Consider the following 23,734-nt stretch of genomic DNA (forward strand, 5'->3'; position numbering starts at 1 on the left):
GCAATACGCCGCTTAGCAACTTAACGGGTGCCGTAGACGACGATGGTTTTACCGTGCGCGGAAATCAGGTTCTGATCTTCCAGCATTTTCAAAATACGACCAACGGTTTCACGAGAGCAGCCGACGATCTGACCAATTTCCTGGCGGGTAATTTTAATTTGCATACCGTCCGGGTGGGTCATGGCATCCGGTTGCTTCGCCAGGTTCAGCAGCGTCTGGGCGATACGGCCCGTCACGTCGAGGAAGGCGAGGTTGCCCACTTTCTCAGACGTGACCTGCAGACGGCGAGCCATTTGCGAAGAGAGACGCATCAGAATGTCCGGGTTCACCTGGATCAGCTGACGGAATTTCTTATAAGAGATTTCGGCCACTTCACATGCGGTTTTCGCCCGTACCCAGGCGCTACGCTCCTGACCCTCTTCAAACAGGCCTAATTCACCGATGAAATCGCCCTGGTTGAGGTAGGAGAGGATCATCTCTTTACCTTCTTCATCCTTGATGAGTACAGCCACGGAGCCTTTAACGATGTAGTACAGCGTTTCTGCTTTTTCACCCTGGTGGATCAGCGTGCTCTTTGATGGGTACTTATGAATGTGGCAATGAGACAAGAACCATTCAAGGGTAGGGTCTGTTTGCGGTTTGCCAAGCACCATGCGCGGTTATCCTCTGTTATAAGCTATCTCCGGGCGCCGACACTACACGGCGTCCGGGCATGCAATCGTATTGTTTCCCTATACCTGGGAAGCTGGCTGATGATTTTTCGACAGCCCGTAATGTGAACTCCTCTGCATACATGCAGTACATCAATGTATTACTGTAGCATCCAGACTGTTTTAGCATAGCTTTCGCCGCATGTCTCCTGGTGTCTCGCTTCAGCATGACGCAGGTCGCCTTCCGTTGCGAGAATTGTTATGTGCGCGTAATCTGACAGGAATATTGCGATACTGGAGTTAAATTTTATGCAAGCGCGTGTGAAATGGGTAGAAGGGTTAACCTTTATCGGGGAGTCCGCATCGGGACACCAGATTCTGATGGATGGCAACTCCGGGGATAAGGCTCCCAGCCCGATGGAGATGGTGCTGATGGCGGCGGGCGGTTGCAGTGCGATCGATGTGGTCTCCATTCTGCAAAAAGGTCGTCACGACGTGACCAATTGCGAAGTGAAGCTGACCTCCGAGCGTCGCGAAGAGGCTCCGCGTCTGTTCACGCATATTAATCTGCATTTTATCGTCACCGGCAAGGCGCTGAAAGATGCCGCGGTCTCCCGGGCGGTGGACCTGTCGGCAGAGAAATACTGCTCGGTGGCGCTGATGCTGGAAAAAGCGGTGAACATCACTCACTCCTATGAAGTGATCGAGGCGTAGTCTTCGCCTGCCGTTGTATCGAATCTCAACCCCGGCCAGGCCGGGGTTTTTTGGTTAGCCTATCTTACGGCCTTCCATCAGGCGCTCGACCAGCGGCGTCATGATAAGCTCCATCGCCAGCCCCATTTTACCGCCCGGCACCACCAGGGTGTTCATGTGCGAGATAAACGAGCCCTGCAGCATCGCCAACAGCCAGGGGAAATCGATATTCTGCAGATTGCGGAAATGGATCACCACAAAGCTCTCGTCCAGCGAGGGGATCGCTTTGGCGGCAAACGGGTTGGAGGTGTCCACCGTCGGCACGCGCTGAAAGTTGATATGGGTGCGGGAAAATTGCGGGGTAATGAAGTTGATGTAATCTTCCATCGAGCGGACGACCGAGTCCATCACCGCCTCCCGGGAGTGGCCGCGTTCGCTGGTGTCGCGAATAAGCTTTTGGATCCACTCGAGGTTAACGATAGGCACCACCCCGACCAGCAGGTCGACATGGCTGGCGACATCATGCTGCGGCGTGACAACCCCGCCGTGCAGCCCCTCATAGAACAGCACGTCTGTCGGCTCCGGCAGCGGCTGCCAGGGGGTAAAGGTCCCCGGCACCTGATTCCACGGCACGGCTTCGTCATAGGTGTGGAGATATTTCCGCGACTGACCTTTGCCGTGGCGACCATAGTCGACAAAGGTCTGCTCCAGCAGGCCGAAGTCGTTCGCCTCCGGGCCAAAGTAGCTGATATGTTTACCCTGATCCCGCGCCTTACGGATCGCCATGTCCATTTCCGGGCGGGTGTAGCGATGAAAGCTATCGCCTTCCACCTCCGCGGCGTGCAGGTTTAGCTGCGCGAAGATTTTGCGAAAGGCAAGGCTGGTGGTGGTAGTGCCCGCGCCGCTGGAGCCCGTGACGGCGATCACCGGATGTTTGGCAGACATAACAACTCCCTGGTTAAACGATGTAGTGGCGTCGCCTTAGCCGTTAAACAGCGCGCGCGGCATAATATTGACCGTCTCATGCAGTTCCGACCACACAAGGACCGCCTCTCCGCGTTTCAGCTGCTGTTTTACATCGGCGACTTTATCGGCAAGTGAACGTTCATGTTCACCATAATCGGTGCCTTCACGTAACACAAAGCTTTCAATCAGGTTATCCAGCGTTTCGGGATCCAGATCCTGCCAGGGAATAATCATACGGGAACCTCCAGCCAGCGGTTTAACCAGTCAGGAATGCGTCTTTCCAGCCACATCTCCGGTTTACGCAGAGTGCCGCTGACAAAGCCAACGTGGCCGCCTTGCTCGGTCAATTGATACTCTACGTTCGCGGGCAGTTGCTCCTGCGGCGGAATCGAGTGGTGATCCATAAACGGATCGTCTTTCGCGTGAATGATGAGCGTCGGCTTAGTGATATCGCTGAGCCGCGGCATGGCGCTGCATTGCCGGTAATAATCCAGCGCATCGGCGAAGCCATGGATTTTGGCGGTGATCATATCGTCAAATTCCCGGATGCGGCGCATCCCTTTGAGCTGGCGTAAATCGACGGGCAGCGAGCCCGGGTACGCTTTCAGCTTGCGTGAAGCGTTGGCTTTTAACAGATTGAGCAGATAGCGCTGATAAACCCGCGAGAAGCCCTTATCCATATGATAGCTGCAGGCTTCGAGCATGAAAGGCGCGGAGACGATTACCGCCGCATCCAGCGGGCAGCGGTCGCCTTCTTCTGCCAGCAGGCAGCCCAGCATATTGCCGCCCAGCGAATAGCCGACGGCCGCGGTCGGCGCGGGACCAAACTCGCGCTTCAGCCAGTGCAAAAACCAGGTGCCATCTTCCGTTTCGCCGGAGTGATAGATGCGGTGATTGCGGTTAGGTTCGCCGCTGCAGCCGCGGAAATGCATCACCACGCCCAGCCAGCCGCGCTGCATCGCCGCGTGGATCAGACCATGGGCGTACGGGCTGTGCAGACTGCCTTCCAGGCCGTGAAAAACGACGAGGCGCGGCTTATGGCGCGCCTGGTGCGGGTCTTCGCTCCAGGCCAGATCGACAAAATCGCCGTCCGGCAGCTCAAGGCGCTGCCAGTGCGGGGTAAAGCGCAATTTACGGCGAATCAGCCGCGGCAGCATGGTTTGCAGATGACGATTGCCCACGCCGCGCATCGGATGGAACTCACGCGAATCGTTTTCGGGGGGCGTCATGTCTGTGGGGATGATTTCAACCATAGCACCAGAACAATTAATAAACGTGATGATGACTATACCGCGCAGGGCATGCAGGGGGTTAGCCAATATGTGGTCTTGCGGCCAGTGACGCCAGCTTACAGCAAAAACAAATCATTGATGTCGCTGATGGCCAGGCCATGAAGAGGGCAGAAACCCACCCTGCCAGCGGCAGCGTACGCGCAGGCAGGATGAAGAGGAAGAGTTTAGCCTTCCTGAAGCATGCGCTCCAGCTGCTCCTGGGCCTCCAGCCAGGCCATCTCGCACTCCTCCAGCCCGGACTTCGCGCTGGCCTGCTGCTGCAGGCATTCGGTCAGCTCGGCTTTACGTGAGGCGTCATAAAGCTCACTGTCGCCAAGTTTTTCTTCCGCACTGGCCAACTGCGCGTTGAGCTTGTCCATCTCTTTTTCCAGACGGGCGATCTCTTTGCGCAGCGGTTGGGTCTGGCTGCGCAGCTCCGCTTCCCGACGCTTCTGGTCTTTGCGCGCCTGGGCGCTATTGCCGCTCTCTTTTGGCGGCTCGCCGCTCTGGGACTCCTGTTTTTGCGAGTCGCTGAGCCACTGCTGATAATCTTCCAGATCGCCGTCGAACGGCTCGACTTTACCATCGTGGACGAGGTATAGATCGTCAGTGGTGGAACGGATCAGGTGCCGATCGTGCGATACGACCACCAGCGCCCCTTCAAAGTCGATCAGCGCTTCGGTTAAGGCCTGACGCATATCGAGGTCAAGGTGGTTGGTCGGTTCATCGAGCAGCAGCAGGTTAGGGCGCTGCCAGACGATCAGGGCCAGTACCAGGCGAGCCTTTTCTCCACCGGAGAAGCGGCGGGTTTCTTCGCTCACCTTATCGCCCTGGAAACCAAAGCCGCCGAGATAATCACGCAGCTTCTGCTCCAGCTCCTGCGGCGCCAGACGCGCCAGGTGCTGCAGCGGCGACTCATCGGCGCGCAGGAATTCCAGCTGATGCTGGGCGAAGTAGCCGAGCTTGATGCCTTTCGCGAGGCCGATCTCGCCGCTTACGGGCTGGAGCTCGCCTGCCAGGAGCTTAATCAGCGTCGACTTCCCGGCGCCGTTGCGGCCCAGCAGGCCGATACGCGAGCCCGGCACCAGGTTAAGCTTGATGGAGTCGAGAATAATACGCTCGCCGTAGCCGGCGCTGACTTTCTCCATCTTCAGCAGCGGGTTAGGCAAGCTCTCCGGCTGGCGGAAGCTGAAGTGGAACGGGTTATCCACGTGCGCCGGAGCGATAAGCTCCATCCGCTCCAGCATTTTGATCCGGCTTTGCGCCTGCTTGGCCTTGGTGGCTTTGGCACGGAAGCGATCGATATAGCTTTGCAGGTGCGCGACGCGCTGCTGCTGGCTTTCGTACATCGCCTGCTGCTGAGCGAGGCGGGTGGCGCGCTGCACTTCAAACGAACTGTAGTTGCCGGTGTACTCAAACATTGTCTGCTGTTCGATATGGATAATTTTGTCGACGATAGGATCGAGAAAATCGCGATCGTGGGAGATGAGGATCAGCGTTCCCGTATAGCCCTTCAGCCACTTCTCCAGCCAAATCACCGCATCGAGATCGAGGTGGTTAGTCGGTTCATCGAGCAGCAGCAGATCGGAGCGGCAGATCAGCGCCTGGGCGAGGTTAAGGCGCATACGCCAGCCGCCGGAAAAATCGCTGACCGGCCGCTCAAGCTGTTCATTGCTGAAACCCAGACCGTGCAGCAGGCTGGCGGCGCGCGAACGGATCGTCCAGGCGTCGATGGCGTCCAGCTTACCGTGGACGGTGGCGATAGCATGACCGTCGTTGCGTTCGTTAGCCTGCTGGAGCGCGGCCTCCAGTTGGCGATATTCTCGATCGCCGTCAATGACATAATCGATTGCCGGCTGCGGTAGCGCCGGGGTTTCCTGATTCACCCAGGCCAGCTGCCAGTTGCCGGGATAGGTCATACTGCCGCCGTCAGCGCTTATCTCGTTTTTCAAAAGCGATAGCAGCGTCGATTTCCCGCAGCCGTTTTTCCCCACCAGACCGACCTTTTGGCCAGGATTGATGGTAGCGGTGGCGTTGTCCAGCAGGACGCGTACGCCGCGACGAATTTGTAACGAGGAGAAAACAATCATAAGGCGCCGTATGTTCAGACTATGTTAATTTGTCATTATGATAATGTAGTGTGGAAGCGAATCGCTTCACCGGGCCGCCATGGTAGCCCAAAACGAAGACGATACACAAAGTCATTCTGGCTGTGTCAAAACGCCGGGGCTGTGCAGGCCGCCAGAAGACCTACGGGAGGGGAATGATGTCTCAGACAGCGAAAGTGTTGCTGCTGTATGCCCACCCAGAATCTCAGGATTCCGTGGCCAACCGGGTTTTATTAGAGCCGGCCTTACAGTTGCCGAACGTCACCGTGCACGATCTCTACGCGCACTATCCGGATTTTTTTATCGATATTGCTTACGAACAGGACCTGCTGCGCCAGCATGAGGTGATTGTTTTCCAGCACCCTTTATATACCTGGAGCTGTCCGGCGCTGCTTAAGGAGTGGCTGGATCGTGTGTTAAGCCGCGGCTTCGCCAGCGGCACCGGAGGGAACGAACTGGCGGGAAAGTACTGGCGCAGCGTGATCACTACCGGCGAGCCTGAGAGCGCCTACCGTCGCGATGCTAATCGCTATCCGATGAACGATATTTTACGTCCTTTTGAACTGACCGCCGGCATGTGCCGTATGCACTGGATGAGCCCCATTATCGTCTACTGGGCCCGGAGGCAGCAGCCAGAGGAGCTGCGCAGCCGCGCCCTGGCCTACCGGGACTGGTTGGCCAATCCCATCGCCGCCGGAGGTGTCCATGGCGGGATCTGATTTGCTGCTGGCGGGGGTGTTGTTTTTGTTCGCGGCCGTCATCGCCGTCCCTCTGGCTTCAAGACTGGGGATTGGCGCGGTGCTGGGCTATCTGCTGGCCGGGATCGCCATTGGTCCGTGGGGGCTCGGGTTTATCAGCGATGTGGATGAAATTCTCCATTTCTCTGAGCTCGGCGTAGTGTTTCTGATGTTTATCATCGGCCTGGAGCTCAATCCCGCCAAGCTATGGCGACTGCGGAGCTCCATCTTCGGCGTTGGCGCGGCGCAGGTGATGCTCAGCGCGGCGATCCTCGGTGGGTTGCTGATGACGACCGGGTTTTCATGGCAGGCGGCGGTGGTCGGCGGGATCGGCCTGGCGATGTCTTCCACCGCCATGGCGCTGCAGCTGATGCGTGAGAAGGGAATGAGCCGCAGCGAAGCGGGACAGCTAGGCTTTTCGGTGCTGCTGTTTCAGGATCTGGCGGTGATCCCGGCGCTGGCGCTGGTGCCCCTGCTGGCCGGTTCAGCGGATGAGCATGTGAACTGGTTGACGGTCGGCATGAAGGTCCTGGCCTTTGCCGGGATGCTGATTGGCGGACGCTATCTGCTGCGGCCGGTGTTCCGTTTTATCGCCAGCTCGGGGGTCAGGGAGGTGTTCACTGCCGCCACGCTGCTGTTGGTCCTCGGATCTGCCCTGTTTATGGAGGCGCTGGGGCTGTCGATGGCGCTGGGCACCTTTATTGCCGGCGTGCTGCTGGCGGAAAGTGAGTATCGCCACGAACTGGAGATCGCTATCGATCCGTTCAAGGGGCTGCTGCTCGGGTTGTTCTTTATTTCCGTCGGCATGGCGCTGAACCTTGGCGTACTGTATACCCATCTGCTGTGGGTGGCGGTGAGCGTGGCGGTGCTGGTGGCGGTAAAAATGCTGGTGCTCTATCTGCTGGCCCGTCTCTATGGCCTGCGAAGTTCCGAGCGGATGCAGTTCGCGGGCGTATTAAGCCAGGGCGGCGAGTTCGCGTTTGTCCTCTTTTCGCTGCCCGCCTCTCAGCGGTTGTTTCAGCACGACCAGATGGCGCTGCTGCTGGTGGCGGTAACGTTGTCGATGATGACGACGCCGCTGCTGATGAAGGGGATAGATAAGCTATTGTCGCGACGGCTGAACCCGGCGGACGATACCGGTGAGGCGCCGTGGGTGGAGGATGACAAGCCGCAGGTGATTATTGTCGGGTTTGGTCGCTTTGGTCAGGTCATTGGTCGCCTGCTGATGGCCAATAAGATGCGTATTACGGTACTGGAGCGGGACATCAGCGCGGTAAATCTGATGCGCAACTATGGCTATAAAGTCTATTTTGGCGATGCCACCCAGCTGGAGCTGCTGCGCTCGGCGGGAGCGGAAGAGGCGCAGTCGATCGTCATCACCTGTAATGAGCCAGAAGATACCATGCGGCTGGTGGAAATGTGTCAACAACACTTTCCACATCTGCATATTCTGGCCCGCGCTCGCGGGCGCGTTGAGGCGCATGAGCTGCTGCAGGCCGGCGTGACGCAGTTTTCTCGTGAAACTTTCTCCAGTGCGTTGGAGCTGGGGCGCAAAGCGCTCATCACCCTCGGGATGCATCCTCACCAGGCCCAGCGCGCGCAGCTGCACTTCCGACGCCTCGATATGCGAATGCTGCGCGAGCTAATGCCAGTGCATACTGATACGGTACAGATATCACGCGTGCGGGAGGCCCGGCGCGAACTGGAAGAGATTTTCCAGCGCGAAATGCAGAAAGAGAGCCGGCAGCTGGACGGCTGGGACGAGTTTGAATAAAGGTAAATCTTATGGCAGTGCGTAAACGTTTTATTGCCGGGGCGAAATGTCCGGCGTGCCAGGCGCAGGATTCGCTGGCAATGTGGCGTGAGAATAATGTCGATGTTGTTGAGTGCGTTAAATGCGGTCATCAGATGCGTGAGGCAGATAAAGAGGCCCGTGAGCATGTACGCAAAGAGGAGCAGGTGATTGGCATTTTTCATCCCGACTAGCGTTATCCGTCGGCTTTTTTTAAGCTAAAGGGTACACGGCAGCAGAATTCCGCTACAATCTGCGCCACTATTCTTCCCATCTCAGGAGATATCATGAAAGTAGCAAAAGACCTGGTGGTCAGCCTGGCCTATCAGGTACGTACAGAAGACGGTGTGTTGGTTGATGAGTCTCCGGTAAGCGCGCCGCTGGATTACCTGCACGGTCACGGCTCCCTGATTTCCGGCCTGGAAAACGCGCTGGATGGCCACGAAGTGGGCGACAAATTTGACGTTGCCGTCGGCGCTAACGACGCTTACGGTCAGTATGACGAAAACCTGGTGCAGCGTGTACCGAAAGACGTCTTCATGGGCGTTGATGAACTGCAGGTTGGCATGCGCTTCCTGGCGGAAACCGATCAGGGTCCGGTACCAGTAGAAATCACTGAAGTTGAAGACGACCACGTTGTGGTTGATGGCAACCACATGCTGGCTGGCCAGAACCTGAAGTTTAATGTGGAAGTCGTCGCCATCCGCGAAGCGACTGCGGAAGAGCTGGAGCACGGTCACGTGCACGGCGCGCATGGCCACGATCACGATCATGACCATGGTCATGACGGTTGCTGCGGCGGCCACGGCCACGATCATGGTCACGACCATGGTAAAGGCGGCTGCGGCGGCCACGGTGGCTGCGGCTGCCACTAATCTTTGCGCTTCGGCACGAAGACGACAAAAAAGCGGGGAAACCCGCTTTTTTTACGCCTCAATAGTGCGGCGGTGGCGTTTCTTCCGCCTGGGAGGCGATATGGGAGGGTTGGGTCGCCTTCAGCTTCTCGATCATCAGACGCATATGCTCCCGCATCTTCGCCATCTCGATCTCGTGGGCGGTCACGGTTTTGTTGAGGTCTTCGATGGTGATTTCCTGAAACGCCAGCCGGCTTTCCAGCTCCGCAAGGCGCGTTTCTAATGTGCTATCGTGCATGGGTAACCTCTTTAGTCTGATCCTGCGGGCGGATTCTACTTAAGTTTCCCCTGGCGCGCAGCATCGCTGCGCCGTACAGGAAACTTATTCATACAAAAATAGTCCTAAAAGAGGCGATATTCAGGAACGTCCGTATGTAGATTTTAACGGCAACGTTCTATAGTACGTTTTTTGCTTTTTACGATAACCCTGGGGCGAGAGGCCCCGGCCCTGGAGAAATGGATGAAATCACTGTTTAAAGTAACGCTGCTGGCGACCACAATGGCCGTCGCCCTGAATGCACCGCTGACCTTCGCTGCAGATACGGCAACGAAGGCAGCCCCGGCGGCTGAGAGTAAATCGGCATTTAAAAATGACGATCAGAAATCGGCCTATGCGCTGGGCGCGTCCCTGGGGCGTTACATGGAAAACTCCCTGAAAGAACAAGAGAAGCTGGGCATTAAGCTGGATAAAGCCCAGCTGATCGCCGGCGTACAGGACGCGTTTGCCGATAAGAGCAAACTGTCCGACCAGGAGATCGAACAGACTCTGCAGGCCTTTGAAACGCGCGTGAAGACCGCGGCTCAGCAGAAAATGGAAAAAGACGCCACTGAGAACGAAGCCAAAGGCAAAGCTTTCCGTGACAACTTTGCCAAAGAGAAGGGCGTGAAAACCTCAAAAACTGGCCTGCTGTATAAAGTCGAGAAAGAAGGCGCTGGCGATGCGCCGAAAGATAGCGATACCGTGGTGGTAAACTACAAAGGTACCCTGATCGACGGTAAAGAGTTTGATAACTCTTATACTCGCGGCGAGCCGCTCTCTTTCCGTCTCGACGGCGTGATCCCGGGCTGGACTGAAGGCCTGAAGAACATCAAGAAAGGCGGCAAAATCAAGCTGGTTATTCCGCCGGACCTGGCCTACGGTAAAACTGGCGTCCCGGGCATCCCGGCCAACTCTACGCTGGTCTTTGATGTAGAACTGCTGGATATCAAACCGGCGCCGAAGGCAGATGCACAGCCGGAAGCCGCAGGCGATGCGAAAGCCGCGGACACGAAAGCTGACGCTAAGAAGTAATCAGGTTCAGGCCGCCGTCTCGTCAGAGGCGGCGGCTTTTTTATTGAGCGCAGATATAATTAAAACTGGAAAGATCCTCAGGCGCTGTATTACTTTAGATAGCTTAATAATGATGATGAGCCTGCCCTGACAATAACGACAGGCTCCTGAAAAGGAGTGCTTTTTTTCATGTCCAGGTCGCTTTTAACCAATGAAACCAGCGAGCTTGACCTGCTGGATCAACGTCCCTTTGACCAGACCGATTTCGATATTCTCAAATCTTATGAAGCGGTAGTGGACGGGTTGGCGATGCTCATCGGTTCGCACTGTGAAATCGTGCTGCATTCTTTGCAGGATCTGAAATGCTCTGCCATCCGTATCGCCAATGGTGAACATACCGGCCGCCAAATCGGTTCACCGATTACCGATCTTGCGCTGCGCATGCTGCACGATATGACGGGCGCCGATAGCAGCGTTTCCAAATGCTACTTTACCCGTGCTAAAAGCGGCGTACTGATGAAGTCGGTGACGATTGCCATTCGCAACCGCGATCAACGGGTGATTGGTCTGCTGTGTATCAACATGAATCTGGATGTGCCGTTTTCCCAGATCATGAGCACCTTTATTCCGCCAGAAACGCCTGAAGTGAACTCGCCGGTGAACTTTGCTTCTTCGGTAGACGATCTGGTCGCCCAGACGCTGGAGTTCACCATTGAAGAGGTGAATGCCGATCGCAGCGTGTCTAACAATGCGAAAAACCGTCAAATCGTGCTGAATCTCTACGAGAAAGGGATCTTCGATATTAAAGACGCTATTAACCAGGTAGCCGATCGTCTGAACATCTCCAAGCACACCGTCTACCTCTATATTCGCCAGTTCAAAAGCGGCGATTTCCAGGGGCTGGATAAGTAATGCGTTTTGCCCTCACGGTGACCGGCCCAGCCTATGGCACGCAGCAGGCGAGCAGCGCCTGGCAATTTGCCCAGGCCGTGCTGCAGGAAGGCCATGAGCTGGCGTGCGTTTTTTTCTATCGCGAAGGCGTGCTTAACGCTAACCAGCTGACGGCGCCCGCCAGCGATGAGTTCGATCTGGTGCGCGGGTGGCAATCCCTCCACGATGAGCACGGCGTCGCGCTGCATATCTGCGTGGCGGCCGCCCTGCGTCGTGGCGTAACGGACGAACGCGAAGCGCAACAGCTCGCTCTGCCTGGCCACAATTTGCAGCCGGGTTTTACCTTGAGCGGGCTCGGCGCGCTAGCGGAAGCGGCGCTTACTTGCGATCGGATGGTGCAGTTCTGATGAAACGTGTGGCTTTTGTATTTTCCTCTGCGCCGCACGGCAGCGCCGCCGGCAGGGAAGGCCTCGATGCCTTATTAGCAACCTCCGCGCTCACCGACGATATTGGCGTGTTTTTTGTGGGCGACGGCGTGTTTCAGCTGTTACCCGAACAGCGGCCTGGCGCTGTGCTGGCCCGCGACTACATCGCTACCTTTAAATTGCTGTCGCTATATGATATCGACCAGTGCTGGCTGTGCGCCGACTCAGCGCGAGAGCGCGGCCTGGATCCCGCGACCCCGTGGGTGGTGGATGTCGAATGCCTGGCGCCGGATGCCCTGCGCGCCCGTCTGCATGAATTTGATGTGATTTTGCGTTTCTGAGGCCCCCATGCTCCATACGCTCAGTGTTTCCCCCTGGCATGCCGACATCGCAGCGATGCTTCGTTTGATGGAGCACGGCGACGATCTGGTACTACTGTCTGACGGCGTCACCGCGGCCATCGCCGATGGTCGCTTCCTTGAGATCCTGCAATCCGCCCCCATAACCCTATACGTGCTGCAAGACGACGTTGACGCCCGCGGGCTGGCTGGTCAAATTGCGGACAGTGTCGGCAGGGTTAGCTATACTGATTTCGTCAGACTCACAGTCAAACATGCCGGTCAGTTGGCCTGGTGATGGCGGGATCGTTGTATATTTCTTGACACCTTTTCGGCACCGCCCTAAAATTCTGCGTCCTCATAATATATGAGGCGATTTATTACGTGTTTACGAAGCAAAAGCTAAAACCAGGAGCTATTTAATGGCAACAATTAACCAGCTGGTACGCAAACCACGCGCGCGCAAAGTTGCAAAGAGCAACGTGCCAGCGCTGGAAGCCTGCCCGCAGAAACGTGGCGTATGTACTCGCGTATATACCACCACTCCTAAGAAACCGAACTCCGCACTGCGTAAAGTTTGCCGTGTGCGTCTGACTAACGGTTTCGAAGTCACCTCCTACATCGGTGGTGAAGGTCACAACCTGCAGGAGCACTCCGTGATCCTGATCCGTGGCGGTCGTGTTAAAGACCTTCCGGGTGTTCGTTACCACACCGTTCGTGGTGCGCTTGACTGCTCCGGCGTTAAAGACCGTAAGCAGGCTCGCTCCAAGTACGGCGTGAAGCGTCCTAAGGCTTAATGGTTCTCCGTTAAGTAAGGCCAAACTGATTTATCTTAATGTCATACTAAACTCTTAGAGTTTTGGACAATCCTGAATTAACAACGGAGTATTTCCATGCCACGTCGTCGCGTCATTGGTCAGCGTAAAATTCTGCCGGATCCGAAGTTCGGATCAGAACTGCTGGCTAAATTTGTCAATATCCTGATGGTAGATGGTAAAAAATCTACTGCAGAAACTATCGTATACAGCGCGCTGGAGACCCTGGCTCAGCGTTCTGGTAAATCTGAACTGGAAGCCTTCGAAGTTGCGCTCGAAAACGTGCGCCCGACTGTCGAAGTTAAGTCCCGCCGCGTAGGTGGTTCTACTTATCAGGTTCCAGTTGAAGTTCGTCCGGTCCGTCGTAATGCCCTGGCAATGCGTTGGATCGTTGAAGCTGCTCGTAAACGCGGTGATAAATCCATGGCTCTGCGCCTGGCGAACGAACTCACTGATGCTGCAGACAACAAAGGTACTGCAGTTAAGAAACGTGAAGACGTTCACCGTATGGCCGAAGCCAACAAGGCGTTCGCTCACTACCGTTGGTAATCCCTTCGGAGTCATAGTCACCAGGCGGGCGCTTCAGATGAGTCGCCCGCTCTGGATAACTTAACTGAACGCCTAAAGAAATAAACGAGGAATCAAATGGCTCGTACAACACCCATCGCACGCTACCGTAACATCGGTATCAGTGCGCACATCGACGCCGGTAAAACCACTACTACCGAACGTATTCTGTTCTACACCGGTGTAAACCACAAAATCGGTGAAGTTCATGACGGCGCCGCTACCATGGACTGGATGGAGCAGGAGCAGGAACGTGGTATCACCATCACTTCCGCTGCGACTACTGCATTCTGGTCTGGTATGGCCAAACAGTATGAACCGCACCGCGTAAACATCATCGACACCCCGGGGCACGTTGACTTCACTATCGAAGTAGAACGTTCCATGCGTGTTCTTGATGGTGCGGTAATGGTTTACTGCGCAGTTGGTGGTGTTCAGCCGCAGTCTGAAACCGTATGGCGTCAGGCAAACAAATATAAAGTTCCGCGCATCGCGTTCGTTAACAAAATGGACCGCATGGGCGCTAACTTCCTGAAAGTTGTTGGTCAGATCAAAACCCGTCTGGGCGCGAACCCGGTTCCGCTGCAGCTGGCAATTGGTGCTGAAGAAGGTTTCACCGGCGTTGTTGACCTGGTGAAAATGAAAGCCATCAACTGGAACGATGCAGACCAGGGCGTAACCTTCGAATACGAAGATATCCCGGCTGACATGCAGGACCTGGCTGATGAATGGCACCAGAACCTGATCGAATCCGCAGCTGAAGCTTCTGAAGAGCTGATGGAAAAATACCTGGGTGGTGAAGAACTGACTGAAGAAGAGATCAAAAAAGCTCTGCGTCAGCGCGTTCTGAACAACGAAATCATCCTGGTAACCTGTGGTTCTGCGTTCAAGAACAAAGGCGTTCAGGCGATGCTGGATGCGGTAATTGATTACCTGCCATCCCCGGTTGACGTACCTGCGATCAACGGTATCCTGGACGACGGTAAAGATACCCCGGCTGAGCGTCACGCAAGCGACGACGAGCCGTTCTCTGCACTGGCGTTCAAAATCGCTACCGACCCGTTCGTGGGTAACCTGACCTTCTTCCGCGTGTACTCCGGTGTGGTTAACTCTGGTGATACCGTACTGAACTCCGTGAAAGCTGCACGTGAGCGTTTCGGTCGTATCGTTCAGATGCACGCTAACAAACGTGAAGAGATCAAAGAAGTTCGCGCGGGCGACATCGCTGCTGCTATCGGTCTGAAAGACGTAACTACTGGTGACACCCTGTGTGACCCGGATGCGCCGATCATTCTGGAGCGTATGGAATTCCCTGAGCCGGTAATCTCCATCGCCGTTGAGCCGAAAACCAAAGCTGACCAGGAAAAAATGGGTCTGGCTCTGGGTCGTCTGGCTAAAGAAGACCCGTCTTTCCGCGTATGGACTGACGAAGAGTCTAACCAGACCATTATCGCCGGTATGGGTGAGCTGCACCTCGACATCATCGTTGACCGTATGAAGCGTGAATTCAACGTTGAAGCGAACGTCGGTAAACCTCAGGTTGCTTACCGTGAAGCGATTCGCGCGAAAGTTACCGATATCGAAGGTAAACACGCCAAGCAGTCTGGTGGTCGTGGTCAGTACGGTCACGTTGTGATCGACATGTACCCGCTGGAGCCGGGCTCTAACCCGAAAGGTTACGAGTTCATCAACGACATCAAAGGTGGTGTAATTCCTGGCGAATACATCCCGGCCGTTGATAAAGGCATCCAGGAACAGCTGAAAGCTGGTCCGCTGGCAGGTTACCCGGTAGTTGATATGGGTATCCGTCTGCACTTCGGTTCTTACCACGACGTTGACTCCTCTGAGCTGGCGTTTAAACTGGCTGCGTCTATTGCCTTTAAAGAAGGCTTTAAGAAAGCAAAACCAGTTCTGCTTGAGCCGATCATGAAGGTTGAAGTAGAAACTCCGGAAGAGAACACTGGTGACGTTATCGGTGACTTGAGCCGTCGTCGCGGTATGCTGCGCGGTCAGGAATCCGAAGTAACCGGCGTTAAGATCCACGCTGAAGTACCGCTGTCCGAAATGTTCGGTTATGCAACTCAGCTGCGTTCTCTGACCAAAGGTCGTGCATCATACACCATGGAATTCCTGAAGTATGATGATGCGCCGAACAACGTTGCTCAGGCCGTTATTGAAGCCCGTGGTAAATAATCCACAGGATTAAAACCTAAGTCCCGTGCTCTCTCCGAAGGGGAGAGCACTATAGTAAGGAATATAGCCGTGTCTAAAGAAAAATTTGAACGTACAAAACCGCACGTCAACGTTGGTACTATCGGCCACGTTGACCATGGTAAAACTACCCTGACTGCTGCCATCACTACCGTTCTGGCTAAAACCTACGGTGGTTCCGCTCGCGCATTCGACCAGATCGATAACGCGCCGGAAGAAAAAGCTCGTGGTATCACCATCAACACCTCTCACGTTGAATATGACACCCCGACTCGCCACTACGCGCACGTAGACTGCCCGGGCCACGCCGACTATGTTAAAAACATGATCACCGGTGCTGCGCAGATGGACGGCGCGATCCTGGTTGTTGCTGCGACTGACGGCCCGATGCCGCAGACTCGTGAGCACATCCTGCTGGGTCGTCAGGTAGGCGTTCCGTACATCATCGTGTTCCTGAACAAATGCGACATGGTTGATGACGAAGAGCTGCTGGAACTGGTTGAGATGGAAGTTCGTGAACTGCTGTCTCAGTACGATTTCCCGGGCGACGACACTCCGATCGTTCGTGGTTCTGCTCTGAAAGCGCTGGAAGGCGACGCAGAGTGGGAAGCGAAAATCATCGAACTGGCTGGCCACCTGGATACCTATATCCCGGAACCAGAGCGTGCGATTGACAAGCCGTTCCTGCTGCCGATCGAAGACGTATTCTCCATCTCCGGTCGTGGTACCGTTGTTACCGGTCGTGTAGAGCGCGGTATCATCAAAGTAGGTGAAGAAGTTGAAATCGTTGGTATCAAAGAAACCGCGAAAACCACCTGTACTGGCGTTGAAATGTTCCGCAAACTGCTGGACGAAGGCCGTGCTGGTGAGAACGTAGGTGTTCTGCTGCGTGGTATCAAACGTGAAGAAATCGAACGTGGTCAGGTACTGGCTAAGCCGGGCACCATCAACCCGCACACCAAGTTCGAATCTGAAGTGTACATCCTGTCCAAAGATGAAGGCGGCCGTCACACTCCGTTCTTCAAAGGCTACCGTCCGCAGTTCTACTTCCGTACTACTGACGTGACTGGCACCATCGAACTGCCGGAAGGCGTAGAGATGGTAATGCCGGGCGACAACATCAAAATGGTTGTTACCCTGATCCACCCGATCGCGATGGACGACGGTCTGCGTTTCGCAATCCGTGAAGGCGGCCGTACCGTTGGCGCGGGCGTTGTAGCTAAAGTTCTGGGCTAATTCGTTAGCTTTGAATTAAAAAGGGCGCTTCGGCGCCCTTTTTGCTGTCTGTCATTCAGCGAAAAACGGATTTTTGCTGGCTATTCATATCGTGCGTTGCGGCGGATAATGAGCAAATGGTCTATTGTAATCATAACCATTCTCATTTAATATTTGTGCATAAATTGAACGGGAGTTTCTATGTACGTTTGTTTGTGCAATGGCGTCAGCGATAAAAAAATTCGTCAGGTTGTGCGCCAGTTTCAACCGCAATCTTTTCAGCAATTACGTAAGTTTGTTCCCGTGGGAAATCAATGCGGTAAGTGTGTTCGTGCCGCGCGTGAAGTGATGGAAGATGAATTAACCACCATGCCGGAATTCAAAGAAATCGCCTGAAGTCCACGCTTCTCTTTTGACATCCCTATAGGCCGGACTACGCTTCAATGAGTGGAAGCGGAGGGACTATATAATGAAAGGTGATGTCAAAATCATAAGTTATCTCAATAAATTATTGGGAAATGAGCTAGTCGCAATTAATCAGTACTTTCTTCATGCGAGAATGTTTAAAAATTGGGGCCTGATGCGCCTCAACGATATTGAGTACCACGAATCCATCGACGAAATGAAGCACGCCGATAAGTATATCGAGCGTATTCTTTTTCTCGAAGGTATCCCTAATCTGCAGGATCTCGGCAAACTTGGCATCGGTGAAGATGTGGAAGAGATGCTGCGGTCCGATTTGAGGCTGGAGCTGGAAGGGGCGCAAAATTTGCGTGAGGCTATTGCCTATGCCGACAGCGTCCATGACTACGTCAGCCGCGATATGATGATTGAGATCCTGGCGGATGAAGAAGGCCATATCGACTGGCTGGAAACCGAACTCGATTTGATTGGCAAAATCGGTCTGCAAAATTACCTGCAGTCGCAGATCAAAGTGTCAGACTAGCCAGCGTCTGCCACCCGCACCAAAAACCCGCGGCCGCCAGGAATGGCCCAAACGGCAGCGGGTTGCTTCTTCTCCATTTGCTCCTCCCGCCGCAACTGGCGTATAAACCTGCTCCTGCCCACGCTATGCCGGCGAGTAGCGAGGCAACCAGGACCAACTGCGGCAGTAACCGCCAGCCATGCCAGGCGCCGAGGGCGGCAAGATATTTTATATCTCCATAACCCAATCCTTCATAGCCGCGGATACCGCGGTATAGCCAGTAAATCGCAGCCAAAGAGAGATAGCCCGCTATCGCCCCCCAGACGGCATCATGCAGCTGGTGCGGCGCCAGACAGAGATAAAAAAGTAAACCACTCCACAGCAGGGGACAGGTGTAACGGTCGGGCAACAGACCGTGGCGCAGATCCTGGTGGCATAATGCCACGGTCAAACCGCTATAGCACAGCAAGAAGGGGAGGGCGGCGAGCATAGTTGACCCCGCAATGATCGATGAACATTGCGTCACTATGCTCATCCTCTCCCGTTCAGCACAAAAGGCATTTTCCGGGAATGGATCCCACAATCCGCACTCTTACTCCGCATTGCAGCCCCGTACAGCGCGCTAACGCGAAGGCGCGCAAATCCTGGTGATGATTTTCTAAACAGCACTTGCGTCGCGCCAGAATTTGCGTATAATGCGCGGGCCTGTCAAAGTTGACGGCCGGTTCAATATGAACCCTGGTAATCGCATTTGGGTTATCAAACAATGTCCCCAATCGGGGGACTATGTAAGAACGGTTACACTCTCCCATCAATCGTAATGGGTATGAGGAGTAATCATTTCGTCTATAAAATAATTGGAGCTCTGGTCTCATGCAGAACCAAAGAATCCGTATCCGCCTGAAAGCGTTTGATCATCGTCTGATCGATCAATCAACCGCGGAAATCGTCGAGACTGCTAAGCGCACTGGTGCGCAAGTCCGTGGTCCGATCCCGCTGCCGACCCGCAAAGAGCGCTTTACCGTTCTGATCTCCCCGCACGTCAACAAAGACGCGCGTGACCAGTACGAAATTCGCACTCACAAGCGTCTGGTTGACATCGTTGAGCCAACTGAAAAAACCGTTGATGCTCTGATGCGTCTGGATCTGGCTGCCGGTGTAGACGTGCAGATCAGCCTGGGTTAATCAGGTCATCGAGCGATTGAGAGGTTGAAACAATGATTGGTTTAGTCGGTAAAAAAGTGGGCATGACCCGCATCTTCACTGAAGATGGCGTTTCTATCCCAGTAACCGTAATCGAAGTTGAAGCAAACCGTGTTACTCAGGTTAAAGACCTGGCTAACGATGGCTACCGCGCAATCCAGGTTACCACCGGTGCTAAAAAAGCTAACCGTGTAACCAAGCCGGAAGCGGGTCACTTCGCTAAAGCTGGCGTTGAAGCTGGCCGTGGTCTGTGGGAATTCCGTCTGGCTGACGGCGAAGAATTCACCGTAGGTCAGAACATTAGCGTTGAACTGTTTGCTGACGTTAAAAAAGTTGACGTAACCGGTACCTCTAAAGGTAAAGGTTTTGCTGGTACCGTTAAGCGCTGGAACTTCCGTACCCAGGACGCTACTCACGGTAACTCCTTGTCCCACCGCGTTCCGGGTTCTATCGGTCAGAACCAGACTCCGGGCAAAGTGTTCAAAGGCAAGAAAATGGCAGGTCAGCTGGGTAATGAGCGTGTAACCGTTCAGAGCCTGGACGTAGTACGTGTTGACGCTGAGCGCAACCTGCTGCTGGTTAAAGGTGCTGTCCCGGGTGCGACCGGTAGCGACCTGATCGTTAAACCAGCTGTGAAGGCGTGAGGAGATAGCAATGGAATTAGTATTGAAAGACGCGCAGAGCGCGCTGACTGTTTCCGAAACTACCTTCGGTCGTGATTTCAACGAAGCGCTGGTTCACCAGGTTGTTGTTGCTTATGCAGCCGGTGCGCGTCAGGGCACTCGTGCTCAGAAGACTCGTGCTGAAATCACTGGCTCCGGTAAAAAACCGTGGCGCCAGAAAGGTACCGGCCGTGCGCGTTCTGGTTCTATCAAGAGCCCGATCTGGCGTTCCGGTGGCGTGACCTTCGCTGCTCGTCCGCAGGACCACAGTCAAAAAGTTAACAAGAAGATGTACCGCGGCGCGCTGAAAAGCATTCTGTCCGAACTGGTACGTCAGGATCGTCTGATCGTTGTCGAGAAGTTCTCTGTTGAAGCGCCGAAAACTAAGCTGCTGGCACAGAAACTGAAAGACATGGCTCTGGAAGATGTGCTGATCATCACCGGTGAGCTGGACGAGAACCTGTTCCTGGCCGCACGTAACCTGCATAAGGTTGACGTACGTGATGCGAACGGTATCGACCCGGTTAGCCTGATCGCCTTCGACAAAGTCGTAATGACTGCTGATGCTGTTAAGCAAGTTGAGGAGATGCTGGCATGATTCGTGAAGAACGTCTGCTGAAGGTGCTGCGCGCACCGCACGTTTCTGAAAAAGCGTCTACTGCGATGGAAAAAACAAACACCATCGTTCTCAAAGTTGCTAAAGACGCGACCAAAGCAGAAATCAAAGCTGCTGTGCAGAAACTGTTTGAAGTCGAAGTCGAAGTCGTTAACACCCTGGTTGTTAAAGGGAAAGTTAAACGTCACGGACAGCGTATCGGTCGTCGTAGCGACTGGAAAAAAGCTTACGTCACCCTGAAAGAAGGCCAGAATCTGGACTTCGTTGGCGGCGCTGAGTAAGTCGGAGGAGTAATACAATGGCAGTTGTTAAATGTAAACCGACATCTCCGGGTCGTCGCCACGTCGTTAAAGTGGTTAACCCAGAGCTGCACAAGGGCAAACCTTTTGCTCCGTTGCTGGAAAAAAACAGCAAATCCGGTGGTCGTAACAACAATGGCCGTATCACCACCCGTCATATCGGTGGTGGCCACAAGCAGGCTTACCGTATTGTTGACTTCAAACGCAACAAAGATGGTATCCCGGCAGTTGTTGAACGTCTTGAGTACGATCCGAACCGCTCCGCGAACATCGCGCTGGTTCTGTACAAAGACGGCGAGCGCCGTTACATCCTGGCCCCGAAAGGCCTGAAAGCTGGCGACCAGATTCAGTCTGGCGTTGATGCTGCAATCAAAGCAGGCAACACCCTGCCGATGCGCAATATCCCGGTTGGTTCTACCGTTCATAACGTAGAAATGAAACCAGGTAAAGGCGGTCAGCTGGCTCGTTCCGCTGGTACTTACGTTCAGATCGTTGCTCGTGACGGTGCTTATGTCACCCTGCGTCTGCGTTCTGGTGAAATGCGTAAAGTCGAAGCAGACTGCCGCGCGACTCTGGGCGAAGTTGGCAATGCTGAGCATATGCTGCGCGTTCTGGGTAAAGCAGGTGCTGCACGCTGGCGTGGTGTTCGTCCTACCGTTCGCGGTACTGCGATGAACCCAGTAGACCACCCACATGGTGGTGGTGAAGGTCGTAACTTTGGTAAGCACCCGGTATCCCCGTGGGGCCTGCAGACCAAAGGTAAGAAGACCCGCAGCAACAAGCGTACTGATAAATTCATCGTACGTCGCCGTAGCAAATAATTTTAGAGGATAAGCCATGCCACGTTCTCTCAAGAAAGGTCCTTTTATTGACCTGCACTTGCTGAAGAAGGTAGAGAAAGCGGTGGAAAGCGGAGACAAGAAGCCCCTGCGCACTTGGTCCCGTCGTTCAACGATCTTTCCTAACATGATCGGTTTGACCATCGCTGTCCATAATGGTCGTCAGCACGTTCCAGTATTTGTTTCCGACGAAATGGTCGGTCACAAACTGGGTGAATTCGCACCGACTCGTACTTATCGCGGCCACGCTGCTGATAAAAAAGCGAAGAAGAAATAAGGTAGGAGGAAGAGATGGAAACTTTAGCTCAACATCGCCATGCTCGTTCTTCTGCTCAGAAGGTTCGCCTTGTAGCTGACCTGATTCGCGGTAAGAAAGTGTCGCAGGCCCTGGATATTCTGACCTACACCAACAAAAAAGCTGCTGTACTGGTCAAGAAGGTACTGGAATCTGCCATTGCTAACGCTGAACACAACGATGGCGCTGACATTGATGATCTGAAAGTTGCGAAAATTTTCGTAGACGAAGGCCCGAGCATGAAGCGCATTATGCCGCGTGCTAAAGGTCGTGCAGATCGCATCCTGAAGCGCACCAGCCACATCACTGTGGTTGTGTCCGATCGCTGAGACTCTGGAGACTAGCAATGGGTCAGAAAGTACATCCTAATGGTATTCGCCTGGGTATTGTCAAACCATGGAACTCTACCTGGTTCGCGAACACCAAAGAATTCGCTGACAACCTGGACAGCGATTTTAAAGTACGTCAGTTCCTGACTAAAGAACTGGCTAAAGCGTCTGTATCTCGCATCGTTATCGAGCGTCCGGCTAAGAGCATCCGTGTGACCATTCACACCGCTCGCCCGGGTATCGTTATCGGTAAGAAAGGCGAAGACGTAGAAAAACTGCGCAAGGTCGTAGCGGATATCGCTGGCGTACCTGCACAGATCAATATCGCCGAAGTTCGTAAACCTGAACTGGACGCAAAACTGGTTGCTGACAGCATCACTTCTCAGCTGGAACGTCGCGTTATGTTCCGTCGTGCGATGAAGCGTGCTGTACAGAACGCAATGCGTCTGGGCGCTAAAGGTATCAAAGTTGAAGTTAGCGGCCGTCTGGGCGGCGCGGAAATCGCACGTACCGAATGGTACCGTGAAGGTCGCGTACCGCTGCACACTCTGCGTGCTGACATCGACTACAACACCTCTGAAGCGCACACCACTTACGGTGTAATCGGCGTTAAGGTATGGATCTTCAAAGGTGAGATCCTGGGTGGTATGGCTGCTGTTGAACAACCGGAACCGGCTGCTCAACCTAAAAAGCAGCAGCGTAAAGGCCGTAAATAAGGAGCGTCGCTGATGTTACAACCAAAGCGTACAAAATTCCGTAAAGTGCACAAAGGCCGCAACCGTGGTCTGGCGCAGGGTACGGATGTTAGCTTCGGCACTTTCGGTCTGAAAGCTGTTGGCCGTGGTCGTCTGACTGCACGTCAGATCGAAGCAGCACGTCGTGCTATGACCCGTGCAGTTAAGCGTCAAGGTAAGATCTGGATCCGTGTATTCCCGGACAAACCGATCACCGAGAAGCCGCTGGAAGTTCGTATGGGTAAAGGTAAAGGTAACGTGGAGTACTGGGTTGCCTTGATTCAGCCGGGTAAAGTCCTGTATGAAATGGACGGTGTACCGGAAGAGCTGGCCCGTGAAGCATTCGGCCTGGCAGCAGCGAAACTGCCGATCAAAACCACCTTTGTAACTAAGACGGTGATGTAATGAAAGCAAAAGAGCTGCGTGAAAAAAGCGTTGAAGAGCTGAACGCTGAGCTGCTGAACCTGCTGCGTGAGCAGTTCAACCTGCGCATGCAGGCTGCAAGTGGCCAGCTGCAACAGACTCATCTGCTGAAGCAAGTGCGTCGTGATGTTGCACGCGTTAAGACTTTACTGACTCAGAAGGCGGGTGCGTAATGACCGATAAAATCCGTACTCTGCAAGGTCGCGTAGTTAGCGACAAAATGGAGAAATCCATTGTTGTTGCTATCGAACGTATGGTGAAACACCCGGTTTACGGTAAATTCATCAAACGTACGACCAAACTGCACGTACATGACGAGAACAACGAATGCGGTATCGGCGACAAGGTTGAAATCCGCGAATGCCGTCCGCTGTCCAAGACTAAGTCCTGGACGCTGGTTCGCGTTGTAGAGAAAGCGGTTCTGTAATAGAGTACGCATTCTCGATACGGATAAACGGCTCAGCGATGAGCCGTTTATTTTTTCTACCCATATCTGGTTTGTGGTGTTATAATGCCGCGCCCTCGATATGGGGCTTTTTAACGACC

The 23,734-nt window shown here is 54.3% G+C and carries 34 protein-coding genes; 27 read left to right on the forward strand and 7 right to left on the reverse strand.

All coding sequences use genetic code 11. The annotated features are described in order from the left end of the window. Positions 1-20 precede the first annotated feature (20 nt). Complete coding sequence (crp, locus tag OHJ17_RS01890) at positions 21-653, reverse strand: cAMP-activated global transcriptional regulator CRP (protein WP_000242758.1); 633 nt, start codon at positions 651-653, stop codon at positions 21-23. 306 nt (positions 654-959) lie between these two features. On the opposite strand from crp, the gene OHJ17_RS01895 reads away from it, so the two are divergent. After that, on the forward strand, positions 960-1,364 hold the full coding sequence (locus OHJ17_RS01895; protein WP_002920158.1) for an OsmC family protein: 405 nt from the start codon (positions 960-962) through the stop codon (positions 1,362-1,364). A gap of 54 nt (positions 1,365-1,418) precedes the next feature. Here OHJ17_RS01895 and OHJ17_RS01900 read toward each other — a convergent pair whose 3' ends face one another. From OHJ17_RS01900 to OHJ17_RS01915, 4 genes are all read right to left on the reverse strand, one after another. Then, positions 1,419-2,288, reverse strand: a complete 870-nt coding sequence (locus OHJ17_RS01900; RefSeq protein WP_002920153.1) for a phosphoribulokinase — start codon at positions 2,286-2,288, stop codon at positions 1,419-1,421. Between the two features lie 36 nt (positions 2,289-2,324). Next, on the reverse strand, positions 2,325-2,543 hold the full coding sequence (locus OHJ17_RS01905; protein WP_002920151.1) for a YheU family protein: 219 nt from the start codon (positions 2,541-2,543) through the stop codon (positions 2,325-2,327). After that, positions 2,540-3,499, reverse strand: a complete 960-nt coding sequence (locus tag OHJ17_RS01910) for a hydrolase (protein WP_173016171.1) — start codon at positions 3,497-3,499, stop codon at positions 2,540-2,542. Before OHJ17_RS01910 ends, OHJ17_RS01905 begins: the two co-directional genes overlap by 4 nt. A 266-nt stretch (positions 3,500-3,765) precedes the next feature. Next, a complete protein-coding gene (locus OHJ17_RS01915; RefSeq protein WP_023283034.1) occupies positions 3,766-5,670 on the reverse strand; it encodes an ABC transporter ATP-binding protein in 1,905 nt (634 codons plus the stop codon). Positions 5,671-5,843: 173 nt separating this feature from the next. Between OHJ17_RS01915 and kefG the strand changes: the two genes are divergently transcribed. From kefG to slyD, 4 genes are all read left to right on the forward strand, one after another. Continuing rightward, positions 5,844-6,407, forward strand: a complete 564-nt coding sequence (kefG, locus tag OHJ17_RS01920) for a glutathione-regulated potassium-efflux system ancillary protein KefG (RefSeq protein WP_014906847.1) — start codon at positions 5,844-5,846, stop codon at positions 6,405-6,407. Further along, positions 6,394-8,199, forward strand: a complete 1,806-nt coding sequence (kefB, locus tag OHJ17_RS01925) for a glutathione-regulated potassium-efflux system protein KefB (protein WP_004150031.1) — start codon at positions 6,394-6,396, stop codon at positions 8,197-8,199. Before kefG ends, kefB begins: the two co-directional genes overlap by 14 nt. An 11-nt stretch (positions 8,200-8,210) precedes the next feature. Then, the gene (locus OHJ17_RS01930; protein WP_002920143.1) at positions 8,211-8,411 is read left to right on the forward strand and encodes a YheV family putative zinc ribbon protein; all 201 of its coding nucleotides are present in this window, start codon (positions 8,211-8,213) and stop codon (positions 8,409-8,411) included. A 93-nt stretch (positions 8,412-8,504) separates the two neighbouring features. Next, positions 8,505-9,092, forward strand: a complete 588-nt coding sequence (gene slyD / locus OHJ17_RS01935; protein ID WP_002920140.1) for a peptidylprolyl isomerase — start codon at positions 8,505-8,507, stop codon at positions 9,090-9,092. A gap of 58 nt (positions 9,093-9,150) precedes the next feature. On the opposite strand, the gene OHJ17_RS01940 is transcribed toward slyD, so the two are convergent. Continuing rightward, positions 9,151-9,369 (reverse strand): protein SlyX, encoded by a 219-nt coding sequence (locus OHJ17_RS01940; protein WP_002920136.1) that lies wholly within the window; start codon positions 9,367-9,369, stop codon positions 9,151-9,153. Between the two features lie 222 nt (positions 9,370-9,591). On the opposite strand from OHJ17_RS01940, the gene fkpA reads away from it, so the two are divergent. The 11 genes from fkpA (at position 9,592) to bfr (ending at position 17,809) form a co-directional block, all read left to right on the forward strand. After that, positions 9,592-10,422 (forward strand): FKBP-type peptidyl-prolyl cis-trans isomerase, encoded by an 831-nt coding sequence (gene fkpA, locus OHJ17_RS01945; protein WP_032412497.1) that lies wholly within the window; start codon positions 9,592-9,594, stop codon positions 10,420-10,422. A 168-nt stretch (positions 10,423-10,590) separates the two neighbouring features. Then, the gene (locus tag OHJ17_RS01950; RefSeq protein WP_032433625.1) at positions 10,591-11,313 is read left to right on the forward strand and encodes a helix-turn-helix transcriptional regulator; all 723 of its coding nucleotides are present in this window, start codon (positions 10,591-10,593) and stop codon (positions 11,311-11,313) included. After that, on the forward strand, positions 11,313-11,699 hold the full coding sequence (tusD, locus tag OHJ17_RS01955; protein WP_002920128.1) for a sulfurtransferase complex subunit TusD: 387 nt from the start codon (positions 11,313-11,315) through the stop codon (positions 11,697-11,699). Before OHJ17_RS01950 ends, tusD begins: the two co-directional genes overlap by 1 nt. Beyond that, entirely contained in the window at positions 11,699-12,058 is a 360-nt protein-coding gene (gene tusC / locus OHJ17_RS01960; RefSeq protein WP_004174061.1) for a sulfurtransferase complex subunit TusC, read from the forward strand. Before tusD ends, tusC begins: the two co-directional genes overlap by 1 nt. A gap of 7 nt (positions 12,059-12,065) precedes the next feature. Next, positions 12,066-12,353: a sulfurtransferase complex subunit TusB gene (gene tusB / locus OHJ17_RS01965; RefSeq protein WP_002920119.1), complete on the forward strand. Its 288-nt coding sequence runs from the start codon at positions 12,066-12,068 to the stop codon at positions 12,351-12,353. 124 nt (positions 12,354-12,477) lie between these two features. Beyond that, positions 12,478-12,852 (forward strand): 30S ribosomal protein S12, encoded by a 375-nt coding sequence (rpsL, locus tag OHJ17_RS01970; protein WP_002920115.1) that lies wholly within the window; start codon positions 12,478-12,480, stop codon positions 12,850-12,852. Between the two features lie 96 nt (positions 12,853-12,948). After that, positions 12,949-13,419, forward strand: a complete 471-nt coding sequence (gene rpsG / locus OHJ17_RS01975) for a 30S ribosomal protein S7 (RefSeq protein ID WP_002920113.1) — start codon at positions 12,949-12,951, stop codon at positions 13,417-13,419. Between the two features lie 96 nt (positions 13,420-13,515). Next, positions 13,516-15,630 (forward strand): elongation factor G, encoded by a 2,115-nt coding sequence (gene fusA, locus OHJ17_RS01980; protein WP_002920103.1) that lies wholly within the window; start codon positions 13,516-13,518, stop codon positions 15,628-15,630. A gap of 69 nt (positions 15,631-15,699) precedes the next feature. Beyond that, on the forward strand, positions 15,700-16,884 hold the full coding sequence (gene tuf, locus OHJ17_RS01985) for an elongation factor Tu (protein WP_004174069.1): 1,185 nt from the start codon (positions 15,700-15,702) through the stop codon (positions 16,882-16,884). Between the two features lie 180 nt (positions 16,885-17,064). After that, positions 17,065-17,259, forward strand: coding sequence for a bacterioferritin-associated ferredoxin (gene bfd, locus OHJ17_RS01990; RefSeq protein ID WP_004152415.1), 195 nt, complete (start codon positions 17,065-17,067; stop codon positions 17,257-17,259). A 73-nt stretch (positions 17,260-17,332) separates the two neighbouring features. Further along, a complete protein-coding gene (gene bfr, locus OHJ17_RS01995) occupies positions 17,333-17,809 on the forward strand; it encodes a bacterioferritin (protein ID WP_002919971.1) in 477 nt (158 codons plus the stop codon). Here the strand turns inward: bfr and OHJ17_RS02000 are convergent. Beyond that, positions 17,793-18,278 carry a prepilin peptidase gene (locus OHJ17_RS02000; RefSeq protein WP_009484606.1) on the reverse strand — a complete coding sequence of 162 codons (486 nt, stop codon included), beginning with the start codon at positions 18,276-18,278 and terminating at the stop codon, positions 17,793-17,795. The genes bfr and OHJ17_RS02000 overlap by 17 nt on opposite strands. 383 nt (positions 18,279-18,661) lie before the next feature. Here OHJ17_RS02000 and rpsJ point away from each other — a divergent pair, with 383 nt between their 5' ends. Genes rpsJ through rpsQ form a run of 11 tightly spaced genes read left to right on the forward strand, consistent with a single transcriptional unit; the run spans position 18,662 to position 23,615 of the window. Beyond that, complete coding sequence (gene rpsJ / locus OHJ17_RS02005) at positions 18,662-18,973, forward strand: 30S ribosomal protein S10 (RefSeq protein ID WP_001181005.1); 312 nt, start codon at positions 18,662-18,664, stop codon at positions 18,971-18,973. Positions 18,974-19,005: 32 nt separating this feature from the next. Then, positions 19,006-19,635, forward strand: coding sequence for a 50S ribosomal protein L3 (rplC, locus tag OHJ17_RS02010; RefSeq protein ID WP_002919796.1), 630 nt, complete (start codon positions 19,006-19,008; stop codon positions 19,633-19,635). 10 nt (positions 19,636-19,645) lie between these two features. Beyond that, a complete protein-coding gene (gene rplD / locus OHJ17_RS02015; protein ID WP_002919794.1) occupies positions 19,646-20,251 on the forward strand; it encodes a 50S ribosomal protein L4 in 606 nt (201 codons plus the stop codon). After that, a complete protein-coding gene (gene rplW, locus OHJ17_RS02020) occupies positions 20,248-20,550 on the forward strand; it encodes a 50S ribosomal protein L23 (protein WP_000617546.1) in 303 nt (100 codons plus the stop codon). Before rplD ends, rplW begins: the two co-directional genes overlap by 4 nt. 17 nt (positions 20,551-20,567) lie before the next feature. Further along, positions 20,568-21,389: a 50S ribosomal protein L2 gene (gene rplB, locus OHJ17_RS02025; RefSeq protein WP_002919786.1), complete on the forward strand. Its 822-nt coding sequence runs from the start codon at positions 20,568-20,570 to the stop codon at positions 21,387-21,389. Positions 21,390-21,405: 16 nt separating this feature from the next. Further along, a complete protein-coding gene (rpsS, locus tag OHJ17_RS02030; protein ID WP_001138115.1) occupies positions 21,406-21,684 on the forward strand; it encodes a 30S ribosomal protein S19 in 279 nt (92 codons plus the stop codon). 14 nt (positions 21,685-21,698) lie between these two features. Continuing rightward, a complete protein-coding gene (rplV, locus tag OHJ17_RS02035; RefSeq protein ID WP_002919773.1) occupies positions 21,699-22,031 on the forward strand; it encodes a 50S ribosomal protein L22 in 333 nt (110 codons plus the stop codon). A gap of 17 nt (positions 22,032-22,048) precedes the next feature. After that, on the forward strand, positions 22,049-22,747 hold the full coding sequence (rpsC, locus tag OHJ17_RS02040) for a 30S ribosomal protein S3 (protein ID WP_002919766.1): 699 nt from the start codon (positions 22,049-22,051) through the stop codon (positions 22,745-22,747). Positions 22,748-22,759: 12 nt separating this feature from the next. Continuing rightward, positions 22,760-23,170, forward strand: a complete 411-nt coding sequence (gene rplP / locus OHJ17_RS02045; protein WP_002919759.1) for a 50S ribosomal protein L16 — start codon at positions 22,760-22,762, stop codon at positions 23,168-23,170. Next, positions 23,170-23,361 (forward strand): 50S ribosomal protein L29, encoded by a 192-nt coding sequence (rpmC, locus tag OHJ17_RS02050; protein ID WP_002919754.1) that lies wholly within the window; start codon positions 23,170-23,172, stop codon positions 23,359-23,361. The genes rplP and rpmC overlap by 1 nt, the downstream gene beginning before the upstream one ends. Next, complete coding sequence (rpsQ, locus tag OHJ17_RS02055) at positions 23,361-23,615, forward strand: 30S ribosomal protein S17 (RefSeq protein ID WP_002919751.1); 255 nt, start codon at positions 23,361-23,363, stop codon at positions 23,613-23,615. The genes rpmC and rpsQ overlap by 1 nt, the downstream gene beginning before the upstream one ends. Positions 23,616-23,734: the final 119 nt, after the last annotated feature.

Source organism: Klebsiella sp. KP20-425-1, assembly GCF_025813515.1.
Classification (GTDB): Bacteria; Pseudomonadota; Gammaproteobacteria; order Enterobacterales; family Enterobacteriaceae; genus Klebsiella; species Klebsiella pneumoniae.

What these genes read in the sequence shown, in the direction of transcription:
- rplD (WP_002919794.1), top strand. Translation starts at nt 19,646, where the DNA reads ATGGAATTAGTATTGAAAGACGCGCAGAGCGCGCTGACTGTTTCCGAA.
- OHJ17_RS02000 (WP_009484606.1), bottom strand. Translation starts at nt 18,278, where the DNA reads ATGCTCGCCGCCCTCCCCTTCTTGCTGTGCTATAGCGGTTTGACCGTG.
- rplV (WP_002919773.1), top strand. Translation starts at nt 21,699, where the DNA reads ATGGAAACTTTAGCTCAACATCGCCATGCTCGTTCTTCTGCTCAGAAG.
- rpsS (WP_001138115.1), top strand. Translation starts at nt 21,406, where the DNA reads ATGCCACGTTCTCTCAAGAAAGGTCCTTTTATTGACCTGCACTTGCTG.
- crp (WP_000242758.1), bottom strand. Translation starts at nt 653, where the DNA reads ATGGTGCTTGGCAAACCGCAAACAGACCCTACCCTTGAATGGTTCTTG.
- bfr (WP_002919971.1), top strand. Translation starts at nt 17,333, where the DNA reads ATGAAAGGTGATGTCAAAATCATAAGTTATCTCAATAAATTATTGGGA.
- slyD (WP_002920140.1), top strand. Translation starts at nt 8,505, where the DNA reads ATGAAAGTAGCAAAAGACCTGGTGGTCAGCCTGGCCTATCAGGTACGT.
- fusA (WP_002920103.1), top strand. Translation starts at nt 13,516, where the DNA reads ATGGCTCGTACAACACCCATCGCACGCTACCGTAACATCGGTATCAGT.
- OHJ17_RS01905 (WP_002920151.1), bottom strand. Translation starts at nt 2,543, where the DNA reads ATGATTATTCCCTGGCAGGATCTGGATCCCGAAACGCTGGATAACCTG.
- rplC (WP_002919796.1), top strand. Translation starts at nt 19,006, where the DNA reads ATGATTGGTTTAGTCGGTAAAAAAGTGGGCATGACCCGCATCTTCACT.
- rplB (WP_002919786.1), top strand. Translation starts at nt 20,568, where the DNA reads ATGGCAGTTGTTAAATGTAAACCGACATCTCCGGGTCGTCGCCACGTC.
- rpsG (WP_002920113.1), top strand. Translation starts at nt 12,949, where the DNA reads ATGCCACGTCGTCGCGTCATTGGTCAGCGTAAAATTCTGCCGGATCCG.
- rpsJ (WP_001181005.1), top strand. Translation starts at nt 18,662, where the DNA reads ATGCAGAACCAAAGAATCCGTATCCGCCTGAAAGCGTTTGATCATCGT.
- tusB (WP_002920119.1), top strand. Translation starts at nt 12,066, where the DNA reads ATGCTCCATACGCTCAGTGTTTCCCCCTGGCATGCCGACATCGCAGCG.
- tusC (WP_004174061.1), top strand. Translation starts at nt 11,699, where the DNA reads ATGAAACGTGTGGCTTTTGTATTTTCCTCTGCGCCGCACGGCAGCGCC.
- rpmC (WP_002919754.1), top strand. Translation starts at nt 23,170, where the DNA reads ATGAAAGCAAAAGAGCTGCGTGAAAAAAGCGTTGAAGAGCTGAACGCT.
- tusD (WP_002920128.1), top strand. Translation starts at nt 11,313, where the DNA reads ATGCGTTTTGCCCTCACGGTGACCGGCCCAGCCTATGGCACGCAGCAG.
- OHJ17_RS01930 (WP_002920143.1), top strand. Translation starts at nt 8,211, where the DNA reads ATGGCAGTGCGTAAACGTTTTATTGCCGGGGCGAAATGTCCGGCGTGC.
- rpsL (WP_002920115.1), top strand. Translation starts at nt 12,478, where the DNA reads ATGGCAACAATTAACCAGCTGGTACGCAAACCACGCGCGCGCAAAGTT.
- rplW (WP_000617546.1), top strand. Translation starts at nt 20,248, where the DNA reads ATGATTCGTGAAGAACGTCTGCTGAAGGTGCTGCGCGCACCGCACGTT.
- fkpA (WP_032412497.1), top strand. Translation starts at nt 9,592, where the DNA reads ATGAAATCACTGTTTAAAGTAACGCTGCTGGCGACCACAATGGCCGTC.
- bfd (WP_004152415.1), top strand. Translation starts at nt 17,065, where the DNA reads ATGTACGTTTGTTTGTGCAATGGCGTCAGCGATAAAAAAATTCGTCAG.
- kefG (WP_014906847.1), top strand. Translation starts at nt 5,844, where the DNA reads ATGATGTCTCAGACAGCGAAAGTGTTGCTGCTGTATGCCCACCCAGAA.
- OHJ17_RS01910 (WP_173016171.1), bottom strand. Translation starts at nt 3,499, where the DNA reads ATGCGCGGCGTGGGCAATCGTCATCTGCAAACCATGCTGCCGCGGCTG.
- OHJ17_RS01950 (WP_032433625.1), top strand. Translation starts at nt 10,591, where the DNA reads ATGTCCAGGTCGCTTTTAACCAATGAAACCAGCGAGCTTGACCTGCTG.
- OHJ17_RS01895 (WP_002920158.1), top strand. Translation starts at nt 960, where the DNA reads ATGCAAGCGCGTGTGAAATGGGTAGAAGGGTTAACCTTTATCGGGGAG.
- rpsC (WP_002919766.1), top strand. Translation starts at nt 22,049, where the DNA reads ATGGGTCAGAAAGTACATCCTAATGGTATTCGCCTGGGTATTGTCAAA.
- rpsQ (WP_002919751.1), top strand. Translation starts at nt 23,361, where the DNA reads ATGACCGATAAAATCCGTACTCTGCAAGGTCGCGTAGTTAGCGACAAA.
- OHJ17_RS01900 (WP_002920153.1), bottom strand. Translation starts at nt 2,288, where the DNA reads ATGTCTGCCAAACATCCGGTGATCGCCGTCACGGGCTCCAGCGGCGCG.
- kefB (WP_004150031.1), top strand. Translation starts at nt 6,394, where the DNA reads ATGGCGGGATCTGATTTGCTGCTGGCGGGGGTGTTGTTTTTGTTCGCG.
- OHJ17_RS01940 (WP_002920136.1), bottom strand. Translation starts at nt 9,369, where the DNA reads ATGCACGATAGCACATTAGAAACGCGCCTTGCGGAGCTGGAAAGCCGG.
- OHJ17_RS01915 (WP_023283034.1), bottom strand. Translation starts at nt 5,670, where the DNA reads ATGATTGTTTTCTCCTCGTTACAAATTCGTCGCGGCGTACGCGTCCTG.
- rplP (WP_002919759.1), top strand. Translation starts at nt 22,760, where the DNA reads ATGTTACAACCAAAGCGTACAAAATTCCGTAAAGTGCACAAAGGCCGC.